The organism is Rhizobium sp. YAF28 (genome assembly GCF_052113285.1).
Lineage (GTDB): Bacteria > Pseudomonadota > Alphaproteobacteria > Rhizobiales > Rhizobiaceae > Rhizobium.
Genome location: NZ_JBFRCX010000005.1, coordinates 296742 through 322109 on the forward strand (window position 1 = coordinate 296742; position 25368 = coordinate 322109).

Below are 25368 nucleotides of genomic sequence, written 5' to 3' on the forward strand. Positions count from 1 at the left end.
TTCTTCCGTACCCGTTGTTGCCAACCGACCGGATCGTTCTTCTACACTGCCCGAACCGTTCGAAGCGGACTCTAAGGGCAGTTCGCTTGCTTCATACTTACGTGGACGCGCGCTGCAATCCAAATCACTGTTTCTTTCGCTTTGTTACGAAATCTACCACGCGAAAAACATTTAGAATTCAAGCATGTAGAAACGCAAACGCCCGGGATTTCTGCCCCGGGCGTTTTCTGTGGAGAAGTGCTCTTCTCAGTTCGACTGGCGACGCAGGAAGGCCGGGATTTCCAGCTGGTCGTCTTCCTGCATCATGCGGGCCTGCGGCACGGCACGGCCCTGGTCGTCGAGATTGCCGCGACGCGGTGCGTAGAGGCTTGCTTCCGGCGACAGCGGACGGCGCTGCTGCGAGGATGCAGCCGGTGCGGAGGTCATTTCCGGAGCGACTTCCTCTTCGCGGCGGCCGAGCGAATTGGTGATTCGCTTGAGCAGACCCATCGGGCCGCGCTCTTCCTGGACGTGCGAAGCAGCAGGCTGCGAGCGATGGTCGATCTCGGCCTGGACCACCGGCGGGAAGTCCTCGACCTTCGGCATGCGGACCTGCTCAGGAGCCTGGCGGATCACCGGCTCATGACGGACCGGCTGCTGCTGCATGACCGGCTGCGGAGCCGGCTGCTGCATGACGGGAGCCGACTGCACAGGAGCCTGGCGCATGACCGGGGCTGCTTCAGGCGCAGAAGCAAAAATCTTGCTCTGCGGACGGAAGGTCTCCTGCATCACCGGCTGCTGCTGGATCGGAGCAGCGGCACGCGGAGCCGGGATTTCCAGTTCACGTTCCATCTCGGCTTCAGCCATACGGATGGTCTGTGCAATCTGGTCGGCCTTCGGTGCCTGCATTACCGGAGCAGGCTGAACTGCGGCCGGTGCCGGAGCAACGGCCGCGGAGGGACGGATAACCGGCTTTGCGACCGGCTGGAACGAACGGTCGGCAGCCTGGCTCATCGCGCGGTCGATACCGGTGGCGACGACCGAGACGCGGATGATGCCTTCGAGCGATTCGTCGAAGGTTGCGCCGAGGATGATGTTGGCGTCCGGATCGACTTCTTCGCGGATGCGGGTTGCAGCTTCGTCGACTTCGAAGAGCGTGAGGTCGCGACCGCCAGTGATAGAGATCAGCAGGCCCTGTGCGCCCTTCATCGAGGTTTCGTCGAGCAGCGGATTGGCAATCGCCGCTTCGGCGGCCTGCATGGCGCGGCCCGAACCGGAAGCTTCACCCGTACCCATCATTGCGCGGCCCATTTCACGCATGACCGAGCGGACGTCGGCGAAGTCGAGGTTGATGAGACCTTCCTTCACCATCAGGTCGGTGATGCAGGCAACGCCCGAGTAGAGAACCTGGTCGGCCATGGCAAAGGCGTCGGCGAAGGTCGTCTTGTCGTTGGCGATCCGGAAGAGGTTCTGGTTCGGAATGACGATAAGCGTATCGACAGACTTCTGCAGTTCCTGAATACCGGATTCGGCCAGACGCATGCGGCGTCCGCCTTCGAAGTGGAACGGCTTGGTGACGACGCCGACGGTCAGGATGCCCTTGTTGCGGGCCGCCTGTGCGACGACCGGGGCAGCGCCCGTACCGGTGCCGCCGCCCATGCCGGCGGTGACGAAGCACATATGCGTGCCGTTCAGGTGATCGACGATCTCGTCGATGCACTCTTCGGCGGCTGCACGCCCGACTTCCGGCTGCGAGCCGGCGCCGAGACCTTCCGTGACGCTGGCGCCGAGCTGGATGATCCGTTCGGCCTTCGTCATCGTCAGTGCCTGGGCATCCGTGTTGGCAACGACGAAGTCGACGCCCTGGAGGCCTGCAGAAATCATGTTGTTGACGGCATTGCCGCCGCCGCCGCCGACGCCGAACACGGTGATGCGCGGCTTCAGCTCGGTGATGTCAGGCTTTTGCAGCTTGATAGTCATGGTACCAGTTCCTTCTCTCTCTGGCCGCATCGCCACGCCGGCCAATTCACTCAATTTCAAAAGCTTTCCTTCAGCCACTGGCCCATGCGGGCGATGCGGCTGTTATTACCCCCAAGCGACAAGAGCAGACTGCTCTGTGACGCATGTGTCTCCATGTCCGCGACCTGCGGATAGATCATCAGACCGACGGCCGTCGAAAAAGCCGGACCCTTGGCTGCCGTCGGCAGACCCGAGACACCCATCGGACGGCCGATACGGACGTTGCGGGCCAGGATGCGGCGCGCCACTTCGGCAAGCCCCGTCAGCTGGCTGGCGCCACCCGTCAGCACGACACGCTTTCCGACGATCGGGCTGAAGCCCGAACGCTGGATCCGGTCGCGGATGAGTTCCATCGTCTCTTCGATGCGCGCTGAAACGATGCGCGACACCAGAGCCCGCGGCACCTGGCTCGGCTGATCACGATCATCCTCGCCGATCGGCGGAATGGAGATCAGCTCACGCTCGTCGGAAGAATTGGTCAGCGCCGAAGCGTGGACCACCTTCAAACGTTCAGCATCCTCGATCCGTGTGGAAAGGCCGCGTGCGAGGTCGGTCGTCACATGATGACCGCCGAGGCCGACAGCATCGGTATGGACAAGCTTGCCTTCGGCAAAGACCGAAATCGTCGTCGTGCCGCCGCCCATGTCGATGGCCGCACAGCCAAGTTCGACTTCATCGTCGACTAGTGCGGCAAGACCGGATGCATACGGTGTTGCAACGATTCCTTCCACCGAAAGATGCGCTCTGTTGACGCTGAGCTCGAGATTTTTGAGCGCCGAACGTTCCGCGGTCACGACATGCATGTCGACGCCGAGTGCATCGCCATACATTGCCAGCGGATCGCGGATGCCGCGTTCGCCATCGAGAGAGAAGCCGGTTGCCAGCGAATGCAGCACGGCGCGATCCTGGCGCAGCGACTGCTGGCAGGCGGCCGAGAGCACCTTCTTCAGGTCGTTCAGCTCGACTTCCTGGCCGCCGAGATCGATGGTCGCGGTGTAAATATCGCTGCCGAGACGGCCAGCCGTCAGGTTGACGATCAGGCTTTCCACGGTCAGGCCCGCCATACGCTCTGCCGCATCCACGGCGAGACGGATGACGCTTTCCAGCGCGTCGAGATCGGCGATGACGCCGGTCTTGATCCCGCGCGAACGCTGATGGCCGATGCCGATGATCTCGATATTGTGGGTGCGGCCCGGCAGGATCTGGCTTTCCTCGCGCGGCGTCAGCCGACCGATCATGCAGACGACCTTGGTCGAGCCGATATCCAGCACCGAAACGATATGCGACCGCTTCGACGAAAGCGGCTTCAGGCGCGGCAATCCGAAATGGGATGAACCGAACAAGCTCATATATTTTGCCCCGCCTTCTTCAAATCCTTGGTGCGCGCCGTAACCACCGCCTGACGGCGTGCTGCCGCCTCGGGCGTTAGCTGGATCGTCGTGCGATCCGGCAGCCTGAGATCGACTGCAGCGATATCGCGCTCCAGAAGCTGCTGTTCCTTGTCAAATTTCGAAAGCGTCGCCAGCGCCTGGTCGAGATCATCTTCCGGCAGCTTGACGACGACGCCATTGTCCATGTGCAGGTCCCAGCGACGGCCGGAAACCCAGACGTAAGCCTTCACGCGAGCCTTCACATCAGGCCACTTGGCGAAGGCATCCTCGATGGAAGCCGCAGCCGTTTCGGCGTCACGGCCGACGACCAGCGGCAGAGCCGAAAACTTGTTATCGCGAAGCGGCGCGATCACGCTGCCGCTCTTCTCGATCAGCGAAAGCTCCTGGCCGTGCTGCCAGATGGCATAGGCGGCGCGCTCAGAGAGCTTCACCTCGATCGTCTTTGGATAGACCTTGCGGACTTCGACATTTTCGACCCAGGGAAGGCGCGCGATCTTCTGGCGCGCAGCATCGACATCAAGGGCGACGAGTGATGTCGCGCCATCGAGGCCGAGAAGCTGCAGAATCTCGATTTCGGAGGTCTGATTGTTGCCGGAAACCTTCACGTCCTCGATGGCAAAGCCGACAGCGCTGGTCGTCGCTTGCGCGACGGCTTCCGTATGACCGCCAAGCGACATGCCATAGAGGCCGGTCGCAGCCAGGAAGCCAAGCGCGGAAACCGTACCCGTGTGGACAGGGATATGGATGCGGCCGCTACCGAGGCTTACGAGGAAGCGCACGACGCGGCGCAGCGGACGCGGCAGCACGCGGCGTTCGTCGGCTTCCATAACGGGAAGCTCGGCATAACGGCTGGGGCGCCCTATCCTTTTGACTGTCAACGCAAACAAGACGCGTCCTCCACCATCCACCGGAGAAATGCACCAAAGGAATATCCGGCATGGCCGGCCATTTCGGGCACAAGGGAGGTTGGAGTCATGCCTGGCTGAGTATTGACCTCCAGCCAGATGATCTCGCCGTCTTCGGAAAAACGATCGTCGTAACGAAAGTCGGACCGACTGACGCCGCGGCAACCGATTGCTTGATGCGCCCTTAATGCCAATGTTTGTATTTTTTGGTAAATTTTCGGTGAAATTTTAGCCGGCAAGACATGTTTTGAGCCACCCGACGCGTACTTGGAGTCGTAATCATAGAAATTGTGGCCCTGCGGCACCACCTCAATGACATCCATGGGTTGATCACCCATCACACCGCAGGTCAGCTCGCGACCATGGATGTAGCGCTCGACAATGACTTCCTCGCCATAACGCCACTCGGCCGAGCCGATGACCTGCGGCGGGTGGGCCTGATCCTCACCGACGATGACGACGCCGAAGCTGGAGCCTTCGCGCACCGGCTTGACCACATAGGGCGTCTTCATCGGATGCTCCGACGGAAACGAGAAGCGATTCAGCACCTGCGATTCGGCAACCGGAACACCGGCGGCGGCAGCCACACGCTTCGCCCGGGCCTTATCCATGGCAAGCGCAGAAGCAAGCACGCCCGAATGCGTATAGGGGATCTGCAGATATTCGAGAATGCCCTGGATGGTGCCGTCCTCGCCGAAAGGCCCATGCAAGGCATTGAAGACAACATCGGGCTTCAGGGCGGAGAGCTTTTCGGAAATGTCGCGCTCGACATCGATGCGCGTCACCTTGAAGCCTTCGCTTTCGAGAGCATCGCCACACGCCTTCCCCGAAGAAAGGCTGACAGGCCTCTCCGAAGAAAATCCGCCCATCAGGACAGCTACGTGCTCGCGACTCATCAACACCCCCAAAAAATAACTTCCACTTTGCCGAACCGAGGCTTGCGCGGAGCTGGTCTGCGCGGTTCGTGTCCTTTGTCTGACTTGGGTGCATTAGAGCATCATTATGGTTAACGAATCGTTTACTTTCGTTAACTCCGCCTTGCCGTATGCTTCATTTTTCTGCCATCACGATCACTCGAATATCGCAGCGAACAGGCCGCAAGCACGATGGAAAACGAAAAACCCGCGCGGAAAAACCACGCGGGTTCAATGGCATACACAGATGTTCTGCAGTCAGTCCTTATCGCCGAAGAACTTCCAGACGAGGCCGCCAATCGCACCCCCGGCAAGCGGCGCAATCCAGAACAGCCAGAGTTGCTGCAGCGCCCAGCCGCCGACGAAAAGCGCCTGCCCCGTCGAACGCGCCGGATTGACGGAGGTGTTCGTTACGGGGATCGCGACGAGGTGAATCAGCGTCAGCCCCAGGCCGATCGCAAGCGGCGCAAAGCCGGCAGGCACCCTGCTGCTTGTCGATCCGAGGATGATGATCAGGAAAAACATGGTCAGCAGAATTTCGATCAGCAGCGCCGAAAGCAGCGAATAACCACCGGGAGAATGTTCGCCATATCCGTTGGCGGCAAACCCGCCGAGCTCGAAACCCGCCTTGCCGCTGGCGATGAGATAGAGCGCTGCAGCAGCAACAATGGCGCCGATCACCTGTGCGACGATATAGGGAATGAGACGCGCCGCAGGAAACCGTCCCGCAACAACAAGACCAAGAGAAACGGCGGGATTGAAATGACCGCCGGAAATACCGCCCACGGCATAGGCCATAGTGACAACGGTCAAACCAAACGCCAGCGCCACGCCGGCAAAACCGATTCCAAGTTCGGGATAGGCGGCCGCGAGCACGGCACTACCGCATCCGCCGAAGACCAACCAGAACGTGCCGAGAAACTCGGCAGCAAGACTTTTTTGCATGTATGCCCCTCCATTCTCTCAACCAGAGAACACTTTATCAATCAATTGCAATTTGATTCCGGTCAAGTTCGGGGCCACCTCCCGGCAAGCTTGGCGCAAGGTTGAGAACCGCTGAGGCTGGGAGACGAATACCCGACATCGGCGCAGCCCAGTCACACCAGCGCATAATGTCGCTTGCGTCATATTCTTGCGTGCCCGGGCATTTTCTCAGCCTTAAAATTGCGTTAAGAGCGACACCTCCCAAGCAAATCGATAAAAATACTGATTGGAATGAACATGACAGAAGCGATCTCCGTATCGCCGAGCCCTTCGAGCAGCACGCAAGTCAATTCCCCCGCACGCGTCCTGATCGCCAGCCTCATCGGCACCACGATCGAATTCTTCGACTTCTACGTTTACGCGACGGCAGCCGTCCTCGTCTTCCCGCACCTCTTCTTCCCGTCGAGCGATCCGACCTCTGCACTGCTGCAGTCGCTGGTGACCTTCTCGATCGCCTTCTTCGCCCGCCCCTTCGGCGCCGTGGTCTTCGGCCATTTCGGCGACAAGGTCGGCCGCAAGGCGACGCTGGTGGCAGCCCTGATGACCATGGGCCTGTCGACCGTGGTGATCGGCATTCTGCCCGGCTACGACTCGATCGGCATCGCCGCGCCGCTGCTGCTTGCGCTGTGCCGCTTCGGCCAGGGTCTCGGCCTCGGCGGCGAATGGGGCGGCGCTGTGCTGCTCGCGACGGAAAATGCTCCTCCCGGCAAGCGCAGCTGGTACGCCATGTTCCCGCAGCTCGGCGCGCCGATCGGCTTCATCCTTTCCTCCGGCTTCTTCCTGATTCTCGCGGAAACCATGAGCAACGAGGACTTCCTCGCCTATGGCTGGCGCATTCCCTTCATCGCCAGCCTCGCGCTCGTCGCCGTCGGTCTCTATGTCCGCCTGAAGATCGCCGAAACGCCGGAATTCCAGAAGGCCGTCGAGAAGCACGAGCGCGTCGCCGTTCCGGTCGCGACCGTCTTCCGCGGTCATCTGCGCAGCCTGATTCTCGGTACCTTCATCGCCGTTGCCACCTTCGTGCTCTTCTACCTGATGACGGTCTTCACGCTGTCCTGGGGCACCACACCTCTGGAAAAGGGGGGGCTTGGCTATTCGCGTGAGCAGTTCCTGGTCGTCCAGCTCGTCGGCGTCGTCTTCTTCGGCCTGACGATCCCGCTCTCCGGCTGGCTGTCGGACCGTTACTCGCGTCGCCTGATCCTGACCCTGACGACGATCGCGATTGCGATCTTCGGCTTCTTCTATGCGAGCCTGCTGACGGCGGGCCTGACCGGCGCCTTCCTTTGCTCGATCATCGGCCTCGGCCTGATGGGCTTCACCTACGGTCCGATCGGCGCTGCCCTGGCAGCTCCCTTCCCGACCATGGTGCGCTACACCGGCGCCTCAATGACCTTCAACCTCGGCGGCATCTTCGGGGCTTCGCTCGCCCCCTATATCGCCACCTGGCTCGCAACCAACTACAGCCTCAACTATGTCGGCTATTACCTCGCCGCCTCGGCTGCGATTTCGCTGATCTGCATCCGGCTGTCGGGCCGCGAAGAAGTCTGAACCTCATACTTCCTGAACAAGAAGCCGCGACGCTCACCGTCGCGGCTTTTTTTATTGATGCGATCGGCAGTTCCGGCTAGCGAAGACCTCTACGGTCGGAACAGGGAGAAGATCATGCGATGCCTCGTCACCGGTGCAGCCGGCTTCGTCGGCGCTCCTCTTGTCGAACGGCTGTACAGGGAGCAGATTTGCGACGTAGCGGTCACGACACGATCCCCGACATCAGCCTTCCCGCCGGATATCAGGCATTTCCCAATCGAGATCACCGAGAAGACTGATTGGACGACAGCACTCGAAGGCGTCGATGTCATCGTCCATCTCGCCGCCCGCGTTCACATCATGAACGATCGCTCGGCCGATCCGCTGGCGGATTTCCGCCGGGTCAACACAGCCTCGACGCTCAACCTTGCCGAACAGGCGGCGCGCGCCGGCGTGAAGCGTTTCGTCTTCATCAGCACCATCAAGGTCAACGGCGAAGAAAACGATCGGCCGTTCCGGCACGACGATCAGCCGAAGCCGATCGATCCCTACGGCCTTTCGAAAATGGAAAGCGAAATCGGCCTTCGGGAGATCGCCGCCCGCACCGGCATGGACGTCGTCATCGTCCGACCGCCGCTGGTTTATGGCCCCGGCGCACGCGGCAACTTCGCCCTGCTCGTCGGCCTTGTCCGCAAGAAGCTGCCCCTGCCCTTCGCGTCACTGAAAAACCGCCGCACGCTGGTCGCGGTACAGAACCTCGTCGACCTGATCATCACCTGCATGCAGCATCCGGCGGCATCTGGCGAAACATTCCTTGCAGGAGATGGTGAGGACCTGTCGACGCCGGGATTGATCGAGGGCATCGCTGCGGGCCTCTGCGTCAAACCGATGCTCCTCCCTTTCCCGCCGTCCCTGATGCACATGGCAGCCAGGATCACAGGAAAGGAAGCCGTCTATCAGCGCCTCTGCGGCTCGCTGCAGGTCGATATATCCCATGCGCGCGACACTCTGGGCTGGTCGCCCGTCGTCACGCCGCGCGAAGGTTTGAAGCTTGCGGTAAAATAGCGCTTACTCTGTCGTGACGCCCTGGAAGGGGCGAACCTCGCGCTCAGGCATGAAGAGGCCGAGCCGCTTGATTTCCCATTCGAGCTTGATGCCGGCCGTCTCGAAAACCTTGCGGCGCACTTCTTCGCCCAGATACTCAAGATCGTAGCCCGTCGCCTGCCCCATGTTGATCATGAAGTTGCAGTGGAGCGATGACATCTGCGCGCTGCCGATGACGAGACCGCGGCAGTCCGCCTCGTCGATCAGCTTCCAGGCCGAATGGCCCTCGGGATTCTTGAAGGTCGAACCACCAGTCTTTTCGCGAATCGGCTGGACCGTCTCGCGGTGGTTGCGCACGGCATCCATTTCGGCACGGATCTTCGCGCGGTCGTCGGGATAGCCCTCGAACAGTACTGAGGTGAAGATCAGATCTTCGGCGGCGTCAGAGTGGCGATAGGAATAGCCCATCTCGGCATTCGACAGCACATGCTTGTTGCCCTTGCGGTCGATTGCCCGCACCTCGACGACGCGATCCTTCGTCTCGGAGCCATTGGCGCCGGCATTCATGCGGGCAGCACCACCGATGCCACCCGGAATGCCGTAATAGAAAGCAAAGCCACCGATGCCATTATCCATCGCCATGGCGGCAACATGCTTGTCCGGGCAGATGGCGCCAGCGTGAATGCGGTTTTCGCCAGCGAGTTCGACAAAGCCGAAGCCCTTGGCCGACAGGCGCAAAACGACGCCCGGAATTCCGCCATCGCGCACCAGGATGTTCGAGCCGACGCCGACCACCGTCAGCGGCACTTCATCCGGCAGGATCTTCAGGAAGGCGATAAGGTCGTCCTCGTCATGCGGCTGGAACATCAGCTCGGCCAGACCGCCGGCGTGGAACCAGGTGACGCGATCCATGGGGGCATCCGGCGTCAGTCGGCCGCGAATGTCCTTTACGCCCTCTCCGAGAGAGGCAAGAAGTTTTTCCCCATTAACCTGTTTCATGCGGATTTTCCTGAAAGGTCTTGCAACTGCTTCGGCAGCGCCGCTGCCCAATATGTAATGCTACCAGCACCCAACAGAACTACAAAGTCCCCGGGTTTTGCAATCTCTGCTACCATCTGCGGTAGAGCTTCCGCCGAAGGAAGGAAGCGCGCGTCGCGATGACCACCCGATTTGATGCGGGAAACCAACGATTCCGAATCCGCGCCCTCGATGGCCTCCTCGCCCGCAGCATAAACAGGCGCGATGAAAATACTGTCCGCATCATTGAAGCAGGCGGCAAATTCCTCGAACAGGCTCGACAGGCGGGTATAGCGGTGAGGCTGGTGCACGGCGATGATACGGCCCTTGCAGGCCTCGCGGGCGGCGCGCAGCACCGCCTTGATCTCGACCGGATGATGGCCGTAGTCGTCGAAGATCTGCACGCCGTTCCATTCGCCGGTCAGCGTGAAGCGCCGCTTCACGCCGCCGAAAGAGGCAAGCCCCTTGGCTATATCCTCGCGGGACATACCGAGGCGGTTGGCGACGGCGATGGCCGCAGTTGCATTCGAGATGTTGTGACGGCCGGGCATCGGCATGACGAGATCGTCAAGCCTGATGACCTCGCCGGTGCGGCGGCGGCGGATTTCAACGTCGAAGATCGAGCGCGTGCCGTCGATGCGCACATTCATGAAGCGCACATCGGCCTGCGGGTTTTCGCCGTAGGTGATGACCTTGCGGTCTTCGATCCGGCTGACCAGCGCCTGAACCTCGGGATGATCGAGGCACATGACGCCGAAGCCGTAGAAGGGAACGTTCTCGACGAACTGCCGGAAGGCGGCGCGAACCGCGTCGAAATTGCCGTAATGATCGAGATGTTCAGGATCGATATTGGTGACGACGGCCACATCGGCCGGCAGCTTCAGGAAAGTGCCGTCGGACTCATCCGCCTCGACCACCATCCACTCACCCTCGCCCATGCGCGCATTCGTGCCGTAGGCATTGATGATGCCGCCATTGATGACGGTCGGGTCCAGCCCGCCGGCTTCGAGCAGCGTGGCGACGAGCGACGTGGTCGTCGTCTTGCCATGCGTGCCGCCAATGGCAATCGCATTGCGAAAACGCATCAGCTCGGCCAGCATTTCAGCGCGGCGCACGACAGGCAGCAGCTTCTCGCGTGCGGCAATGAGTTCCGGATTGCTCTTCTTGATCGCGGTCGACACGACAACGACTTCGGCATCGCCGAGGTTTTCCGCCTTGTGGCCGACAAAGACTTCGATGCCTTTATCGCGCAGGCGCTGAACGTTGGCGCTGTCGGACTGATCCGATCCCTGCACCTTGTGGCCGAGGTTATGCAGCACCTCAGCGATACCGCTCATGCCGATACCGCCAATGCCGATGAAATGGACAAGGCCGATCGCCTTTGGCAGCTTCATACGCGTGCCCCCTTGAATTCTGCAACTGTCTTACCGGCGGCAATAGCCTCAACCATGTCGGCAAGCAAGTTCGCTGCATCCGGTTTTCCTGCAAGCTTGGCGGCAGCCGCCATGGTTGCAAGCTTTTCCGGATCGTTCATGACATGCGTCAGGATAGAGGCGATACGCTCGGGCGAAAGCTCGGATTGGGCGATCACCTTGGCTCCGCCGGTCTCCGCCAGCGCTGCGGCATTAGCCGCCTGATCGTGGTCCAGCGCATGCGGATAAGGCACCAGCACGGCCGGACGGCCGATGACCGAGATTTCCGAAACCGTCGAGGCGCCGGAGCGGCAGATGACCAGATGCGCCTTGGCAAGACGCTCCGCCATGTCGTTGAAAAACGGCGCAATATCCGCAGCCATCTGCAACTGCACTACACACCCGCGCACCGTCTCCATATCCTCCGAGCGAACCTGTTGGGTTACCCGGAGCCGCGCGCGCAGCGCGTCGTCGAGCAGGCTGATCGCCGTCGGCATCGCCTTGGAGAAATATTGTGCGCCCTGGCTGCCGCCGAAGACCACGAGATTGAAATCCTCCCCCGGATGCGACGGTATGTAAGGCTGTTCGGCCGCGGCAAGGATCGTCGGCCGCACAGGATTGCCGGTCGCAATCGTCTTGTCGGAAAACGTGCCGCCGCTCTCGGGCAGGAAGCCGCCGGCAATCGCCCTGACGCGCGGCGCAAGCGCCTTGTTGGCACGCCCCATGACGGCATTCTGCTCATGCAGCATTGAAGGCACACCGAGGCGGCTGGCGGCAAGCAGCGGCGGCACTGTCGGATAACCGCCGAAGCCAACGACGATCACCGGTTTCAACCGCTGGATCAGCCGCTTTGCGGCGCGCATTCCGGTCCAGAGCTTCCACAGAGAACGGGCAACGGCCACGGGGTTCTTGGAACTGATCGTCGCCGACGGCACGACATGGATCTCGTCGGCCGGAAACTTACCGGCATATCGCTCGGCACGACTGTCGGTGACGAGATGCACGGAATAGCCGCGCTCCTTCAGCTTGAAGGCCAGCGCCTCTGCCGGAAAGACGTGGCCGCCGGTTCCCCCGGCGGCAAGAAGGACGATGCCCTTGCTCATAATGCCCTACTCCGCCGGCATGCCGTGCGGCACGCGGAAGAGGCTCCGGTCCTGCGCACGTTTTTCCGGGCGATGGCGCGTCAGCGCCAGAATGAAGCCGGCCGTCACGCAGATCGCCACCATCGACGAACCGCCGTAGGAAATCAGCGGCAGCGTCATGCCCTTGGCCGGCAGCAGTTCGAGATTGACGCCGATATTGATGATCGACTGGATGCCCATCTGCAGCACAAGGCCTGCGACGGCAAAGCGATTGAAGTCGTTGCGTTCGCGATAGGCATGCGACAGGCCGCGCAGCACCAGCACGGTGAAGATGACGACGAGCGCGATGCAGAAGACGATGCCGAATTCCTCGGCCGCGACCGAAAAGATGAAATCGGTATGCGCATCCGGAATGATGCGCTTGACGATGCCTTCGCCCGGCCCCTGCCCGAACCAGTCACCGCGGATGATCGCCTCGCGGGCGGTATCGATCTGGAACGTATCGCCTTCGCCGGTAAGGAACTTGTCTATTCGGCCCGCCACATGCGGGAAAACGTAGTAGGCGGTCACAAGGCCGCCGGCACCGCCGACACCCAGCACGATGATCCAGAGCCACGGCATGCCGGCCATGAAGAACATCCCTCCCCAGACGGCCGTCGTCAGGATCGTCTGGCCAAGGTCAGGCTGTGCCACGAGCAGGGCGACGACGATGCCGAACAGGATGATGGCGAAGAGATTGCCCGGTATCTCCGGCTGGCGCGCATGTTCGGCAAAGAGCCAGGCGCAGACCACCACGAAGGCCGGCTTCATGAATTCCGACGGCTGGATGGAAAGGCCGGCGATCCAGATCCAGCGCCTTCCACCCTTGACCTCCTGGCCGAAGAACAGCACCAGCAGCATCATGGCGAGTGCCACGATCAGCAGGATGATTGCGGTGCGCCGCACCTGGCGCGGCGTCAGGAACGAGAGGCCAAGCATGACCGCAATCGACGGGATCATGAAGGCGGCGTGGCGCTTGACGAAATGGAAGGGCTCCAGGCCAATGCGCTCGGCAACTGCCGGCGAAGCCGCAAAGGAGAGCATGAAGCCGATGCCCATCAGGAAGAGGAACAAGGCCAGGAAAAAGCGGTCGATGGTCCAGAACCAATCGGCCAATGCTCCACGTTCCGCGCGGCTCACCATGTCATTTGTCTCCTGTTGCCGAATTGATCAGCATGGTCACGCCGTCAAGGGCGGCCACATGGCCGACAAAGGCATCGCCCCTGACTTCGAAGTTCTTGTACTGGTCGAAGCTTGCGCAAGCCGGGGATAACATCACGGCCACGGGACCGGTTTCATCCTTTTCGGCGTCAGCTGCGGCATGCGCCACGGCCCGTTCCAGCGTGCCTGATATTTCGTAGGGTGCCGCCTCGCCGAGCGTCGCGGCAAATTCTGCCGCCGCCTCGCCGATCAGATAGGCCTTGGCGATCCGCGGGAAATAGGGCGCAAGCGTCGTAATACCGCCCGCCTTCGGCAATCCACCGGCAATCCAATAGATCCTGTTATAGCTCGAAAGTGCCGGAGCCGCAGCATCCGCATTCGTCGCCTTGGAATCGTTGACGAAGACGACATTACCGCGCCGGCCGATCGGTTGCATGCGATGCTTGAGGCCGGGGAAGGATGCAAGACCCGCACGGATGTCCTCGGCGGAGACACCCACCGCAAGGCAGGCGGCGACCGCGGCAGCAGCGTTCTGTGCATTGTGACTGCCGCGCAGCGTCTGGATGCCGTCGAGATCGACGAAGGGCAGCATGGCACCACCCGCTGCCTGGATGAGCTTCGTGCCTTCGGCATAAATACCGTCGGCCAGCACATTGCGGCGGGATATCCTGACCACCTTCACGCCTGCCCGCTCGATGCGGTCGGCAATCAGCACCGAATGGCTGTCATCGACGCCGACTACAGCGACATCGCTGCCGGCGACCAGCCGTTCCTTGACATCCGCATAGTGCTGCATCGTGCCATGCCGATCGAGGTGATCGGGCGTCAGGTTGAGCAGGATGCCGGCGGACGGATTGAGCGTCGGCGCAAGATCGATCTGGTAGGAGGAACATTCGACGACGAAATAGCGCTCGCTCTTCGGCGGATCGAGCGTCAGTACGGCCGTGCCGATATTGCCGCCGAGCTGCGTATCGCGGCCGCTCGATTTCAGGATATGGGCAATCAGTGCCGTCGTCGTCGATTTGCCGTTCGTTCCGGTGATCGCGATGAAGGGGCAATCGGGAGCATGCGCGCGGCGCGCCCGCACGAAGAGCTCGACATCGCCAACGATATCGACGCCAGCCGCACGCGCGAGATCAACGGTCCAGTGCGGCTTCGGATGGGTGAGCGGCACGCCGGGAGAAAGCACGAAGAGCGCCTGCGCGCTCCAGTCGATCGTGTGCAGGTCGGCGGTAGCAATGCCTTCCGATGCGGCCTTGGCAACGCTGTCAGGATTGTCGTCCCAAGCTGTGACATCAGCACCGCCAGCGATCAGCGCCTTGGCGGTCGCTGAGCCGGAGCCGCCGAGACCGAAGAGAGCGACCTTCTTTCCTGCAAGCGTCGTGACCGGGATCATGACCGCCTCACCGCAGCTTCAGGGTGGAAAGGCCGAGCATGGCAAGGCCGACGGCGATGATCCAGAAGCGGATCACCACCTGGCTCTCAGTCCAGCCCTTCTTTTCGAAATGGTGGTGGATCGGCGCCATGAGGAAGACGCGCCGGCCAGTCATCTTGAAGAAGCCGACCTGGATGATGACCGACAGGGTTTCTATGACGAAGAGGCCGCCGACGATCGCCATGACGATCTCATGCTTGGTGGCGACGGCAACCGTACCGATCGTGCCGCCGAGCGCCAGCGACCCGGTATCCCCCATGAAAATCGCCGCCGGGGGGGCGTTGAACCAAAGGAAGCCGAGGCCCGCGCCGATAACGGCGCCGAGCACGACGGCAAGCTCGCCAGTACCGGGCACGAAATTGATCTGAAGGTAATTGGCAAAGACCGCATTACCGGCGAGATAGGCGATGATGCCGAAGGCGGCGGCGGCAATCATGACCGGCACGATAGCAAGGCCGTCGAGGCCATCAGTCAGGTTCACGGCATTGCCGGCGCCGACGATGACGAAGCCGCCGAAGACGACGAACATGATGCCGATATTGATCAAGAAGTCCTTGAAGAAGGGAAATGCAATCGAGGAGCCGAAGGTGGAGCCTGCCGGACCCGAGACGAGCGCCGTGCGCATCATGAAATAGACGGCGATGCCGGCAATGATGAACTCGATGCCGAGACGCGCCTTGCCCGAAAAGCCCTTGTGGCTCTGCTTGGTGACCTTGAGATAATCGTCATAGAAGCCGATGGCGCCGAAGCCGAGCGTCACGAGCAGCGTCGCCACGACATAGACATTGGAAAGATCGGCCCAGAGCAGCGACGCGCCGACGATGCCGGCAAGGATCATCAGGCCGCCCATGGTCGGCGTACCGGCCTTCTTGAAATGCGTTTGCGGCCCGTCGGCGCGGATCGGCTGGCCCTTGCCTTGCCGGATGCGCAGCGAGTTGATGATAGCAGGCCCGAAGAGGAAGACGATCAGAGCGGAGGTAAAAAGAGCGGCACCCGCCCGGAAGGTAATGTACCTGAACAAATTCAGAAATTTGAAATATTCCGACAGTTCGACTAGCCAAATCAGCATTCAAGGCCCCTTTTACCCGATCATAGTTCGCGTTGCGTGTCTGAAACTGGCGGGTACTTGTCAAGGAGCGCGGCGACAATCTTGCCGAAACCGATCCCCAGAGACGACTTCACCATCAACACGTCGCCAGGTGCGATCGAGTTCAATACGAATTCCAACAATTCTTCCGTCTTCTCGCGATGCTCGACTGCGACGCTGTCGGGAAGCGATTCTTTCAGCACCACCATCTCAGGCCCCGCGAGCCAGACATGTTCGAGACCGGCGGCCAGCAGCGGGCCGGCAAGATCCGCATGCACCTGCTCAGCAAATTCACCCATTTCCAGCATGTCGCCGAGCACGGCGATGCGGCGTCCCCGGCCGGTCGGTTCGGCTGTCGCAAGCAGCGCGATCGCCGCGCGCATGGAGGCCGGATTGGCGTTATAGCTCTCATCGATCAGCGTGAGGCTGCCATTGCCGATCGGAAGCCTGTAGCGCTTGCCCCTACCCTTTTCCGGCTTCAGCGTCGCAAGTGCTTCGATTGCCTTGTCGAGGCTGGCGCCGACGATCGTCACGACACCCAATGCAGCCAGCGCATTCTCAGCGATGTGGCGGCCCGGCGCGCCGATGCGCACTTCCTTGGTATCGCCTCCAACCGTCATCCAGAGCGTCGAGCTTTCGTCCGAGCCGTTGAATTCAGCGAGACGGAACTCCGCCTTGGCATGCTGGCCAAAGGAATGGATCTTCGTGATGCCGAGCGCCTGGGCTGCCTGCTCCAGGAAATTGAACTGATCATTGTCGCGGTTGAGAACGACGTCGCCGCCCGGCTCAAGCCCCTCGAAGATTTCCGCCTTGGCGGCGGCAATTTCCTGAACGCTCTGGAAATTGCCGAGATGGGCCGGCGCGATCGTCGTGATGACAGCGACATGCGGTCGGATCATCTTCACAAGCGGCCGGATCTCGTCCGGATGGTTCATGCCGACCTCGAAGACGCCGAAATAGGTGTCGATCGGCATGCGTGCCAAGGTCAGCGGCACGCCCCAATGATTGTTGAAGGAAGCAACGGACGCATGCACCTTGCCGGAGGGAGACAGCACATGGCGCAGCATCTCCTTGGTCGTCGTCTTGCCGACCGATCCGGTGACGGCAATGATCTTCGCCCGCGAACGCTCACGCGACGCAAGCCCCAGACGGCCGAGCGCGGCAAGCACGTCCTCGACCACGATCATCGGCACTGTCAGGCGCCCCATGGCCGGCAGGCGGGCCTCGCTGACGACCAGCAGCGACGCGCCGTTTGCCATCGCCATCGAAGCATAATCGTGCCCATCCACGCGGTCGCCCTTGATCGCGAAGAAGGCCTCACCGGGCGCAATCGAGCGGCTGTCGATGGAAATGCCGGTAATACCCTGCGGCAGCGAGCCGAACGGACGGCCCGCCATCGCGGCGATCATGTCTTCGGTGGTCCAGAGCCAGTTCATGGTACCCGCTCCTCCAAAGCCTTGCGCACTTCGGCATGATCGGAAAACGGCAGCGTGACGCTGCCGACCGTCTGCCCCTCTTCATGTCCCTTGCCGGCAACGATCAGCGTATCGCCGGATTTCAGCTGCAGAACCGCCTCACGTATCGCCTGGGCGCGGTCGCCGATCTCGGAAGCGCATTTGGCCGCGGCCATGATCTCGCCGCGGATCGCAGCCGGCTCTTCCGAGCGCGGATTATCATCGGTGACGATGACGACATCGGCAAGCCGGCAGGCGATCTCGCCCATAATCGGCCGTTTGCCGCGGTCACGGTCTCCGCCGCAGCCGAACACGACGATGACGCGGCCCGTCGTGAACGGACGCACCGAGTTTAGCACATTTTCCAGCGCGTCCGGCTTGTGGGCGTAATCGACATAGGCGAGCGCGCCGTCCTTGGTATGACCGACCAGCTCAAGACGGCCGGAAGCACCCTGCAGCTTTTCGAGTGCCGCCATCGCGATCTTTGCCGGAACGCCGGTCGACATGGCGAGCGCCGCAGCAACCAGCGCATTGGCGATCTGGAAATCCCCGGCAAGCGGAATATCGACTTCGAAGATCTCACCTTCGGCATGGACTTCCGCAACCTGCTTGTGACGGAAATGCTCGACACGCTTCAGCGTCAGATAGGCACCCTTGCGGCCAACCGTACGCACATCGTGGCCGGCAGCCGTCGCCGCCTTGATCGCCTGCTCCGACCACGGATCGTCTGCGAAGATGATGGCAGGCGAGCCCTTCGGCAGCACCCGGTCGAAGAGATGCATCTTGGCGGCCATATAGTCTTCGACCGTCGGATGGTAATCCATATGGTCGCGGCCGAGATTGGTGAAGGCGGCAGCTGCGAGCTTCACGCCGTCGAGGCGATACTGGTCGAGGCCGTGGCTGGAAGCCTCCATCGAGGCATGCGTGACGCCTTCATCGGCGAGTTCGGCGAGCAACTCGTGCAGCGATACAGTATCAGGCGTCGTCAGCGATCCATATTCATTGCGTGTCGGCGAGATGACGCCGGTCGTGCCGATCATCGCGGCCGCATGGCCGGCATGCGCCCAGATCTGCCGGGTAAAGGAAGCAACCGAGGTCTTGCCGGCCGTGCCCGTCACCGCAACCATCGTCGCCGGCTGGCGGCCGTAGAAATGCGAAGCGGCAACGGAGAGGAAACGGCGCGGCTCGGCAACGACCAGAACCGGTACGGGGGTCTCGGCCGCATGCGATGCGATGACGACGGCAGCACCTTTGGCAACCGCATCAGCGATGAAACCCGCACCATCGGCCTTGGAGCCGGCAATCGCCACGAAAGCCATTCCGGGCGCGACCTTCCGGCTGTCGGAAGACAATCCTGATATATCCAGCGCCCCGGCCGGTCCTTCAAGTTCAGCTTTGAGTTCCGGAAACGCATTTCCGGCGAGGTCCCGCAATTTCATCGAATGCACTTTTCTGGTTCAGGTCGACCGCCCCTTACGAATCGACACCGACATTGATTCACACTCAATAAGACACCAACAAGGCCGAACCGTCTTCGCCAAATTCCGGCTCGACGCCGAGGATGGGCGCTGCACGGCGTACGATGTTCTTGACCATGGGCGCCGCCGTATAGGCGGCGATGCGCTGGTGCTGCTCGCCATCAAGCGGTTCGTCGCAGAAGGTCAGCACCACATATCTTGGATTGTCGATCGGAAAAGCCGCCAGAAAGGCGTTGAAATTGAGGTTGCTGGCGTAGCGGCCGTTGACGACCTTGTCGGCTGTACCGGTCTTGCCGCCGACATTGAAGCCCGGCACGTCGGCGTTGCGGCCGGAGCCCTTCTGGCCATTCAGCTTGAAGAGATAGCGGATGTCGTCGCTCGTCCCCTTCTTGACGACCATCTCGGCCACGTCATCAGCCTGGTCGCGGGTGCGCGGCAGGAAAGTCGGCTCGATCAGCTTGCCGCCATTGATGAGCGCAGCACCAGCGACAGCCGTCTGCAGCGGCGTCGTCGCCACACCATGGCCGAAGGAGATCGTGATGGAATTGATCTTTTTCCAGACGCGCGGCTGGCTCGGCATCTTCACCTCCGGCAGCTCGGTCTGCATCTTGGTCAGCAGGCCGAAACGCGTCAGATAGTCCTTCTGCATCTCCATGCCGACGATATCGATCATTCTCGCCGTGCCGATATTGGAGGAATATTCGAAGATTTCCGGAACGGTCAGCCAGCGGCGCTGGCCGTGGAAGTCGTGAATGGTGAAGCCCCCGATGCGGATCGGGTTGGTCGCGTCGAAACTATCCTTCAGCGAGACCTTGCCGCTGTCGATCGCCATTGCGGTCGAGAAGGTCTTAAAGGTCGAGCCCATCTCGAACGTCCCGTTCGACATGCGGTTCAGCCAGCCGTCCTTGGAGCCTTCCTGCGGATTGTTCGGATCGAAATCCGGCGCAGACGCCATGGCGAGCACTTCGCCGGTATGGGCATCCAGCACGACGGCCCCCGCACCCTTTGCCTTGTAATTGACCACCGCATTGGCGACGACATCGCGCACGATCGCCTGCACGCGCACATCGATCGAAAGGCGCACCGGCTCCAGCGGCTGGTTGCTCGTCATGCCGACCGAGGCGAGATCGGCAAGCCCCTGGTCGTCGATATATTTTTCCATGCCGGCCACGCCGCGGTTGTCGATGTTGACATAGCCGAGGATATGCGCGGCCGTCGCGCCGCCCGGATAGAAGCGGCGCTTTTCCGGACGGAAACCTATGCCGGGAATACCAAGCGCCAGGATCTGGCTCTGCTGTTTCGGCGTCAGCTGGCGGCGCAGCCAGGCGAAATGCGAGGTGCGGCTCGAGAGCTTCTTGTAGGTATCCTTGACGTCGAGGTCGGAAAGCACCGTCTGCAGCTTCTCTACGGCCTCGTCGGTATCGACGATCTTGTTCGGCTCGGCAAAGAGCGAAACGGTTCGGATATCGGTCGCCAGCACTTCGCCGTTGCGGTCGACAATATCGGGGCGCGACGCCATCAGCCGATCGGGCGGAAGGATGGACGAGACCGATTCCGGTTCCTTCATCGCATATTCGACCATACGGGCGCCGATAACCGCATAGAGGGCGGTAAAGCCGACGATCAGCAGGCCGACGCGGCTCCTGGCCTGCCCGGCCCTGCGCTTGCGCGAGCCTTCGATCGCCATGCCCGAGGGGGCGCCGAAACGGTCGTAGACGCCGGCGGAAAAATGCGCCTGGCTCTTCAGCACCATGATGCGGGAAAGGAAGGACATTATTCCACCGCTCCCGTTTCGATCTGGTCCGCGTCTTCGGCTTCGCGGGGCGCTGGCATCGGGATCGGTTGAGCCTTGGCGGCAGCACCCGGCTTGGCGCCCGCCTTGGCTTCGGTGATATCAGGCGGAGGAACCTGCGACTTCAGCATCGGCAGCTCGCGCGCATGGGCAAGCGAGGTCGAATCCGTCGGCTGCAGCTGCAGCTCGCTGTTATAGGCATTGACCAGCCGCTCCAGCCGGTTCGGCTGCGATTGCAGCGCCCAGTCGGCCTTCAGGAGATCGATCGTGTCCTTCTCCAGCTTGATCTCCGCTTCGAGGCGATGAACCTCCTCGAGCTTAAGCTCCGCGCGGTGCTTGATCGTATAGGTGACGGCGGCTGCCGCTGTCATGATGCCGATGAGCACAAGATCGAACGTTCTCAGCATATCAACCTCCAAGCTTTCCGAGGCTGGCAAGATTTGGGAATCCGAAGAGCGACATGTCTTCGGATTCAGCGGGGGCGGTGGTGCGCTGGCCGGCGCGCAGCTTGGCGGAACGGGCGCGCGGATTGGCCTGAGCTTCTTCTTCGCTGGCAGAAACCATCGACTTGCCGACCGGCTCGAAGGTCGCGGCGCGCTCATGCGCAATGGGCAGATGACGGGAGCCGGAAGCCTTGCCGGCACGGTCGGAGAAGAACTTCTTGACGATACGGTCTTCCAGCGAATGGAAGGTGACGACGACGAGACGGCCGCCGGGCTTCAGCGCCCGCTCGGCAGCAAACAGCGCCTGCGCCAGCTCGCCGAGCTCGTCATTGACGAAGATGCGCAGCGCCTGGAAGACGCGCGTTGCCGGATGGATCTTGTCCTTCATCTTGCGCGGCGTCACCAGCTCGATCAGGCCGGCGAGATCGCGCGTCGTCTCGAAAGTTTTTTCGACGCGGCGCTTTTCGATCGCATGCGCAATGCGTGGCGCTTGGCTCTCTTCGCCGAGATAGTGGAAAATCCGGATGAGATCGGCGACCTTGGCGCGATTGACCACATCGGCAGCGGAAACACCGGCAGCCGACATGCGCATGTCGAGCGGCCCGCTCTTCTGGAACGAGAAGCCGCGCTCGGCCTCATCGATCTGCATGGAGGAAACACCGATATCGAGCACCACGCCATCAAGCCCGCCACCGGGCGCATGATTGGCAAGTTGCGAAAATTGCGAATGGATGAGCTTGAGATGACCGCTATGGGCGGCGACGAGCGCCTGGCCGGCGGCAATCGCCGTCGGATCGCGATCGAGCGCGATCACATCGGCACCTGCGTCGAGAATGGCGGAGGTATAGCCACCCGCACCAAAGGTGCCATCGAGGATGACCTTGCCGGAAAAAGGCTCCAGCGCCGCAACCACTTCCTTGAGAAGAACCGGAATGTGGCGAACCGGTCCGCCACCGGCTTCAGTTGAACCTCCGCCAGGATTCGCCGCCATTCCGTTCCCTCGTTCGTTCAGGAACGCTTGCCCGCCAGCTTGCGCTCCCCTCGTGCCTGCGCCTGTGCGGCCGCGAATGCTTGCGGCTGCCAGAGCTGAAAGTGATCCGCCCGACCCACGAAGGTCACCTCGTCCGAAATACCGGTGAAGCCGCGAATGAAATCCGTGACCATCAACCGCCCCTCGGCGTCGAGCTTCATGAAGACCCCGCCCCCATGAATGAGAAGCGACATCTCGTTTGCATCCGGCGAAAACGGATCCTCCGCCGCAATCTGCCGCTCGAACCTTTCCAGAAGATCCAAACCGCCGACGCTGATCGCCGGAAACACAAAGTCCTGAAAGCAATAAAGCTCCTGAACGTTGCGCTGCGCCAGCACGGAACGAAACGCCGCCGGCACGGAAACCCGGCCCTTGGTATCGATCCTGTTGGTCGCATTCGAAAGGAAGCGGCTCATGACACGAAACATCCGTTTCCGAAAGAGCCCGGAATGCCATTGGCCGCCCGAAACCCTCAAAGTCAGGCACAGCTTCGCAAGCCGAAAGAACCAAGGCCCTCCCGACGCTTCCGATCCGGAAGGCGCCTTTGCTTTGCGATTGATGGGCAGATGATTGCCCTGATGCAGTGCGCATTTGGGATAGCATGGGACCATATGGGCGTCAATGGGATGAGCCCATTTTGAGGCGGGCGCAGTATCAAACATTTATAAGCTGTTAAGTTTAACAAAGGGTTAGGAAAGCGATTCTCAAACGCCACCCGAAGCACACTGAGCGAACGGGAGATCCGGCCAAGCAAGATCCGTGAGACCTCGCCTCCATTTCAGACATTTCAATGGCTTGATAGGAAGGATATTGGATTTTGCGGCAAAGCGGACGCCGGAAAAGGTAATCGCCAGTTGGCCTGTAAGCCGGGTTCTGTATGGCTCCGGCGAACCGGAACGTGGCAGCCATTCATCTGGGACAGCGCTTGCACGCTGCCTCACGCAACCCACCCGGATGACTGACCCAGAAACAGGCCGGAAGGCTTTCGCCAACCGCGTCATCCCTATTCGGTTTTGCTCCCGGTGGGGTTTACCGTGCCATATCCGTTGCCGGAGATGCGGTGGGCTCTTACCCCACCCTTTCACCCTTACCTGTCAAGACAGGCGGTTTGCTTTCTGTGGCACTTTCCCTGAGGTCGCCCTCGCCGGACGTTATCCGGCACCGTGTTTCCGTGGAGCCCGGACTTTCCTCACCCTACCGCCTTTCGGCATTGGTAAAGCGCGGCTGCCCGGCCAACTGGCAGGGGCTCCCTTAAACGAGGAAGCCCGCAAATGCCAACGAAATATGGGGTGGTAGGCTTAACGGAAATAAGGTGTGAAATCCGTGGCGTAGCCCTGATCCTTGATTCTGCCTGCCAGAAGCAGTTCAGCCCCCAGCCTGCCGATCTCGTCGGAGCTCTTGGCAGACGTTCCCGAGCAGCCGGTCAGAACGGCAATATGCGGCGAAGCGGTATAGCCAATCATCGGATAGCGGCTCTTGGTATAGGAGACCACGCAGGATGCACTCGAAATGGACCGTGCCTCGAGTTCCGGCACGATGCGTGCAACGATGCCCTCGAAGTGTTCGCGCGCAACCTCGCGCCCGTCGGTGCGGAACCAGGCACGCATGTCTTTATCATTGTTCAGCACCAGATTGTCCGGATCACCGCCGATCTTCAGATAAAGCCTGCCGTCGGGATAGCGGATCGGCGGCAGCAGGTAGATGTCGATGCCGGGTGCATCGAGGATCAGCGACGGCATGCCGGCAAAGCGATGCGCATCCTCTTCCGCCACTTCGAAAAGTGTCACGGTGCGCCCGTAAACCGTCATATCAACGGATTGCGGCAAGAGATTCTGCGAAATGGAAAAACCGCCGGCCGCAAGCAGCACTTTCTCGGCGCGATAGACCTCGCCGCCCGCCATTGTGACGACAGCCGCACCGCCCTCCTCCCGGATCGAGATGACATGATCACGGATCACCGCCGCACCTGCCTTCTCGGCAAGCAGCGACTGCGCCCTTACAAGCTTGCGCGGGCTGATATGCCCCGCTCCCTTCGCTTCGAAAATGCCGGTACTGCCGGAGGGAAAGGCGAAATAGGGAAACTGTCTCTTCAGGCCAACCTCATCGAGGGAGGCGGTCTCCACACCGAGCGAGATCGCTGCCCGCCTTGTATCGTTGAGATAATCGCTTTCGGAAGGCGCCACGGCGACACAGCCTGCCTCCGTATAGAAATCGATGCCGCTTTCTTTGGCGATCTCGCCATAGCGGGCGATGGAGCGATTGGCGAGCAGGGCCCAGTCGCGATCCGGATCGATGGTGCGGGTGATGCGTCCTTCATCATAATGGCTGGCGAAGACGCCGTCGTGCGCCTTGCGGTCTTCAGGCTCGTCCGGGCCGATGACGGCAACGCCGTCCGTCTGGCGCGCCAGATATTTTGCGGCCGCGGCACCCATCATGCCGCGGCCGATGACGATGAATTTAAAATCGACTGCCATATCTCACCTCGCTAAAGGCTAGCGATAACATGGCAATCGTTCTGAATCATCCGGCCCCTGTCAGAGACAAGCGTTTCCGTTTCAGAGCATCGCAAGAACCTTGCCGCAATAGGACTTGGAGACCGGGTTCATGCGCGTCGCGCCGTGACCGGCATTGTACTTGAGGATGGTATTGCAGGTCTGCCCGCCACCGAGATCGTGGGCGGCCGCCAGGTACTTCATGCCGTATTTGATGTTGGTTTCCGGATCGAACAGACCCTTGGCACCGCCGGAATAGCCCATCATGCGGGCCGTCGCCGGCTTGATCTGCATCAGGCCGATTTCGCCGTGGCTGCCGCGCGCCATCGGATTGAAATTGCTTTCAACACGGATGACAGCAGTCGCAAGAGCCACCGGCACATCATATTGATTGGCATATTTGCTGATCAATGCGGAATAGGAATTGCCGGAAACATCGGCGACGGGATAGCCACTCTGGCGCTCGACCGTCTTCAGCGGACGCTCTGTTTTCTTCTGTACACGCTGCGCCGTTCTCTGCGGGCGTTCTTTCTTATGCACGCGCTCCGCTGTCTTCTGCGGACGCTCCACTTTCTTCACGGGCGCATCGGCTCGTACGCCCCAGTCATTCGCAAAGGCAAAGCTATTTCCCGCCAGCACCATGCCAACGCATGCTGCAGCAACAACAATCAATTTTCTCATGT

At 61.2% G+C, this 25368-nt stretch carries 21 protein-coding genes and 1 other RNA gene; 2 read left to right on the forward strand and 20 right to left on the reverse strand.

From position 1 onward, the window contains the following. Window positions 1-246 precede the first annotated feature (246 nt). The 5 genes from ftsZ to aqpZ form a co-directional block, all read right to left on the reverse strand. Window positions 247-1959: a cell division protein FtsZ gene (gene ftsZ, locus AB4Z13_RS13845; protein ID WP_442206180.1), complete on the reverse strand. Its 1713-nt coding sequence runs from the start codon at window positions 1957-1959 to the stop codon at window positions 247-249. A gap of 56 nt (window positions 1960-2015) precedes the next feature. After that, on the reverse strand, window positions 2016-3347 hold the full coding sequence (gene ftsA, locus AB4Z13_RS13850) for a cell division protein FtsA (protein ID WP_113324938.1): 1332 nt from the start codon (window positions 3345-3347) through the stop codon (window positions 2016-2018). Beyond that, on the reverse strand, window positions 3344-4276 hold the full coding sequence (locus AB4Z13_RS13855) for a cell division protein FtsQ/DivIB (RefSeq protein ID WP_442206181.1): 933 nt from the start codon (window positions 4274-4276) through the stop codon (window positions 3344-3346). Before AB4Z13_RS13855 ends, ftsA begins: the two co-directional genes overlap by 4 nt. Continuing rightward, the gene (locus AB4Z13_RS13860) at window positions 4264-5190 is read right to left on the reverse strand and encodes a D-alanine--D-alanine ligase (protein WP_442206182.1); all 927 of its coding nucleotides are present in this window, start codon (window positions 5188-5190) and stop codon (window positions 4264-4266) included. The genes AB4Z13_RS13855 and AB4Z13_RS13860 overlap by 13 nt, the downstream gene beginning before the upstream one ends. 276 nt (window positions 5191-5466) lie before the next feature. Continuing rightward, window positions 5467-6153 carry an aquaporin Z gene (gene aqpZ, locus AB4Z13_RS13865; RefSeq protein WP_113324935.1) on the reverse strand — a complete coding sequence of 229 codons (687 nt, stop codon included), beginning with the start codon at window positions 6151-6153 and terminating at the stop codon, window positions 5467-5469. Window positions 6154-6429: 276 nt separating this feature from the next. Here aqpZ and AB4Z13_RS13870 point away from each other — a divergent pair, with 276 nt between their 5' ends. Both AB4Z13_RS13870 and AB4Z13_RS13875 read left to right on the forward strand, forming a co-directional pair. Then, window positions 6430-7740 (forward strand): MFS transporter, encoded by a 1311-nt coding sequence (locus AB4Z13_RS13870; RefSeq protein ID WP_310389342.1) that lies wholly within the window; start codon window positions 6430-6432, stop codon window positions 7738-7740. Window positions 7741-7854: 114 nt separating this feature from the next. Next, window positions 7855-8784: a UDP-glucose 4-epimerase family protein gene (locus AB4Z13_RS13875; protein WP_442206183.1), complete on the forward strand. Its 930-nt coding sequence runs from the start codon at window positions 7855-7857 to the stop codon at window positions 8782-8784. A gap of 3 nt (window positions 8785-8787) precedes the next feature. On the opposite strand, the gene murB is transcribed toward AB4Z13_RS13875, so the two are convergent. The 15 genes from murB to AB4Z13_RS13950 all read right to left on the reverse strand — a co-directional run bounded on the left by murB (window position 8788) and on the right by AB4Z13_RS13950 (window position 25366). After that, window positions 8788-9762, reverse strand: coding sequence for a UDP-N-acetylmuramate dehydrogenase (murB, locus tag AB4Z13_RS13880; RefSeq protein ID WP_442206184.1), 975 nt, complete (start codon window positions 9760-9762; stop codon window positions 8788-8790). Then, window positions 9759-11174: a UDP-N-acetylmuramate--L-alanine ligase gene (gene murC, locus AB4Z13_RS13885; protein ID WP_113324355.1), complete on the reverse strand. Its 1416-nt coding sequence runs from the start codon at window positions 11172-11174 to the stop codon at window positions 9759-9761. The genes murB and murC overlap by 4 nt, the downstream gene beginning before the upstream one ends. After that, a complete protein-coding gene (gene murG, locus AB4Z13_RS13890; protein ID WP_442206185.1) occupies window positions 11171-12295 on the reverse strand; it encodes an undecaprenyldiphospho-muramoylpentapeptide beta-N-acetylglucosaminyltransferase in 1125 nt (374 codons plus the stop codon). Before murG ends, murC begins: the two co-directional genes overlap by 4 nt. A gap of 6 nt (window positions 12296-12301) precedes the next feature. Beyond that, a complete protein-coding gene (gene ftsW / locus AB4Z13_RS13895; protein ID WP_007824016.1) occupies window positions 12302-13456 on the reverse strand; it encodes a putative lipid II flippase FtsW in 1155 nt (384 codons plus the stop codon). Between the two features lies 1 nt (window position 13457). Then, window positions 13458-14870 carry a UDP-N-acetylmuramoyl-L-alanine--D-glutamate ligase gene (gene murD, locus AB4Z13_RS13900; protein ID WP_442206186.1) on the reverse strand — a complete coding sequence of 471 codons (1413 nt, stop codon included), beginning with the start codon at window positions 14868-14870 and terminating at the stop codon, window positions 13458-13460. Between the two features lie 7 nt (window positions 14871-14877). After that, window positions 14878-15978, reverse strand: a complete 1101-nt coding sequence (gene mraY, locus AB4Z13_RS13905) for a phospho-N-acetylmuramoyl-pentapeptide-transferase (protein WP_113324358.1) — start codon at window positions 15976-15978, stop codon at window positions 14878-14880. Window positions 15979-15998: 20 nt separating this feature from the next. Then, window positions 15999-17432: a UDP-N-acetylmuramoylalanyl-D-glutamyl-2,6-diaminopimelate--D-alanyl-D-alanine ligase gene (locus AB4Z13_RS13910; protein ID WP_442206187.1), complete on the reverse strand. Its 1434-nt coding sequence runs from the start codon at window positions 17430-17432 to the stop codon at window positions 15999-16001. After that, complete coding sequence (locus tag AB4Z13_RS13915; protein ID WP_439015937.1) at window positions 17429-18889, reverse strand: UDP-N-acetylmuramoyl-L-alanyl-D-glutamate--2,6-diaminopimelate ligase; 1461 nt, start codon at window positions 18887-18889, stop codon at window positions 17429-17431. The genes AB4Z13_RS13910 and AB4Z13_RS13915 overlap by 4 nt, the downstream gene beginning before the upstream one ends. A 64-nt stretch (window positions 18890-18953) precedes the next feature. Continuing rightward, a complete protein-coding gene (locus tag AB4Z13_RS13920) occupies window positions 18954-20702 on the reverse strand; it encodes a peptidoglycan D,D-transpeptidase FtsI family protein (RefSeq protein WP_113322230.1) in 1749 nt (582 codons plus the stop codon). After that, window positions 20702-21127: a cell division protein FtsL gene (gene ftsL, locus AB4Z13_RS13925; protein ID WP_113322231.1), complete on the reverse strand. Its 426-nt coding sequence runs from the start codon at window positions 21125-21127 to the stop codon at window positions 20702-20704. Before ftsL ends, AB4Z13_RS13920 begins: the two co-directional genes overlap by 1 nt. 1 nt (window position 21128) lies before the next feature. After that, window positions 21129-22154, reverse strand: a complete 1026-nt coding sequence (gene rsmH / locus AB4Z13_RS13930) for a 16S rRNA (cytosine(1402)-N(4))-methyltransferase RsmH (RefSeq protein ID WP_439015938.1) — start codon at window positions 22152-22154, stop codon at window positions 21129-21131. Between the two features lie 17 nt (window positions 22155-22171). Then, on the reverse strand, window positions 22172-22609 hold the full coding sequence (mraZ, locus tag AB4Z13_RS13935) for a division/cell wall cluster transcriptional repressor MraZ (protein WP_439015939.1): 438 nt from the start codon (window positions 22607-22609) through the stop codon (window positions 22172-22174). Between the two features lie 430 nt (window positions 22610-23039). Further along, window positions 23040-23433: RNase P RNA component class A (gene rnpB / locus AB4Z13_RS13940), an RNA gene on the reverse strand. 58 nt (window positions 23434-23491) lie between these two features. After that, the gene (locus AB4Z13_RS13945; RefSeq protein WP_439015940.1) at window positions 23492-24667 is read right to left on the reverse strand and encodes an NAD(P)/FAD-dependent oxidoreductase; all 1176 of its coding nucleotides are present in this window, start codon (window positions 24665-24667) and stop codon (window positions 23492-23494) included. An 81-nt stretch (window positions 24668-24748) separates the two neighbouring features. Continuing rightward, window positions 24749-25366 carry a lytic transglycosylase domain-containing protein gene (locus AB4Z13_RS13950; protein WP_439015941.1) on the reverse strand — a complete coding sequence of 206 codons (618 nt, stop codon included), beginning with the start codon at window positions 25364-25366 and terminating at the stop codon, window positions 24749-24751. Window positions 25367-25368: the final 2 nt, after the last annotated feature.

Excerpts from the sequence above, each read along its gene's own strand:
- ftsZ (WP_442206180.1), bottom strand. The coding sequence starts at position 1,959 with ATGACTATCAAGCTGCAAAAGCCTGACATCACCGAGCTGAAGCCGCGC.
- ftsA (WP_113324938.1), bottom strand. The coding sequence starts at position 3,347 with ATGAGCTTGTTCGGTTCATCCCATTTCGGATTGCCGCGCCTGAAGCCG.
- AB4Z13_RS13860 (WP_442206182.1), bottom strand. The coding sequence starts at position 5,190 with ATGAGTCGCGAGCACGTAGCTGTCCTGATGGGCGGATTTTCTTCGGAG.
- aqpZ (WP_113324935.1), bottom strand. The coding sequence starts at position 6,153 with ATGCAAAAAAGTCTTGCTGCCGAGTTTCTCGGCACGTTCTGGTTGGTC.
- AB4Z13_RS13870 (WP_310389342.1), top strand. The coding sequence starts at position 6,430 with ATGACAGAAGCGATCTCCGTATCGCCGAGCCCTTCGAGCAGCACGCAA.
- AB4Z13_RS13875 (WP_442206183.1), top strand. The coding sequence starts at position 7,855 with ATGCGATGCCTCGTCACCGGTGCAGCCGGCTTCGTCGGCGCTCCTCTT.
- murB (WP_442206184.1), bottom strand. The coding sequence starts at position 9,762 with ATGAAACAGGTTAATGGGGAAAAACTTCTTGCCTCTCTCGGAGAGGGC.
- murC (WP_113324355.1), bottom strand. The coding sequence starts at position 11,174 with ATGAAGCTGCCAAAGGCGATCGGCCTTGTCCATTTCATCGGCATTGGC.
- murG (WP_442206185.1), bottom strand. The coding sequence starts at position 12,295 with ATGAGCAAGGGCATCGTCCTTCTTGCCGCCGGGGGAACCGGCGGCCAC.
- ftsW (WP_007824016.1), bottom strand. The coding sequence starts at position 13,456 with ATGGTGAGCCGCGCGGAACGTGGAGCATTGGCCGATTGGTTCTGGACC.
- murD (WP_442206186.1), bottom strand. The coding sequence starts at position 14,870 with ATGATCCCGGTCACGACGCTTGCAGGAAAGAAGGTCGCTCTCTTCGGT.
- mraY (WP_113324358.1), bottom strand. The coding sequence starts at position 15,978 with ATGCTGATTTGGCTAGTCGAACTGTCGGAATATTTCAAATTTCTGAAT.
- AB4Z13_RS13910 (WP_442206187.1), bottom strand. The coding sequence starts at position 17,432 with ATGAACTGGCTCTGGACCACCGAAGACATGATCGCCGCGATGGCGGGC.
- AB4Z13_RS13915 (WP_439015937.1), bottom strand. The coding sequence starts at position 18,889 with ATGAAATTGCGGGACCTCGCCGGAAATGCGTTTCCGGAACTCAAAGCT.
- AB4Z13_RS13920 (WP_113322230.1), bottom strand. The coding sequence starts at position 20,702 with ATGTCCTTCCTTTCCCGCATCATGGTGCTGAAGAGCCAGGCGCATTTT.
- ftsL (WP_113322231.1), bottom strand. The coding sequence starts at position 21,127 with ATGCTGAGAACGTTCGATCTTGTGCTCATCGGCATCATGACAGCGGCA.
- rsmH (WP_439015938.1), bottom strand. The coding sequence starts at position 22,154 with ATGGCGGCGAATCCTGGCGGAGGTTCAACTGAAGCCGGTGGCGGACCG.
- mraZ (WP_439015939.1), bottom strand. The coding sequence starts at position 22,609 with ATGAGCCGCTTCCTTTCGAATGCGACCAACAGGATCGATACCAAGGGC.
- AB4Z13_RS13945 (WP_439015940.1), bottom strand. The coding sequence starts at position 24,667 with ATGGCAGTCGATTTTAAATTCATCGTCATCGGCCGCGGCATGATGGGT.
- AB4Z13_RS13950 (WP_439015941.1), bottom strand. The coding sequence starts at position 25,366 with ATGAGAAAATTGATTGTTGTTGCTGCAGCATGCGTTGGCATGGTGCTG.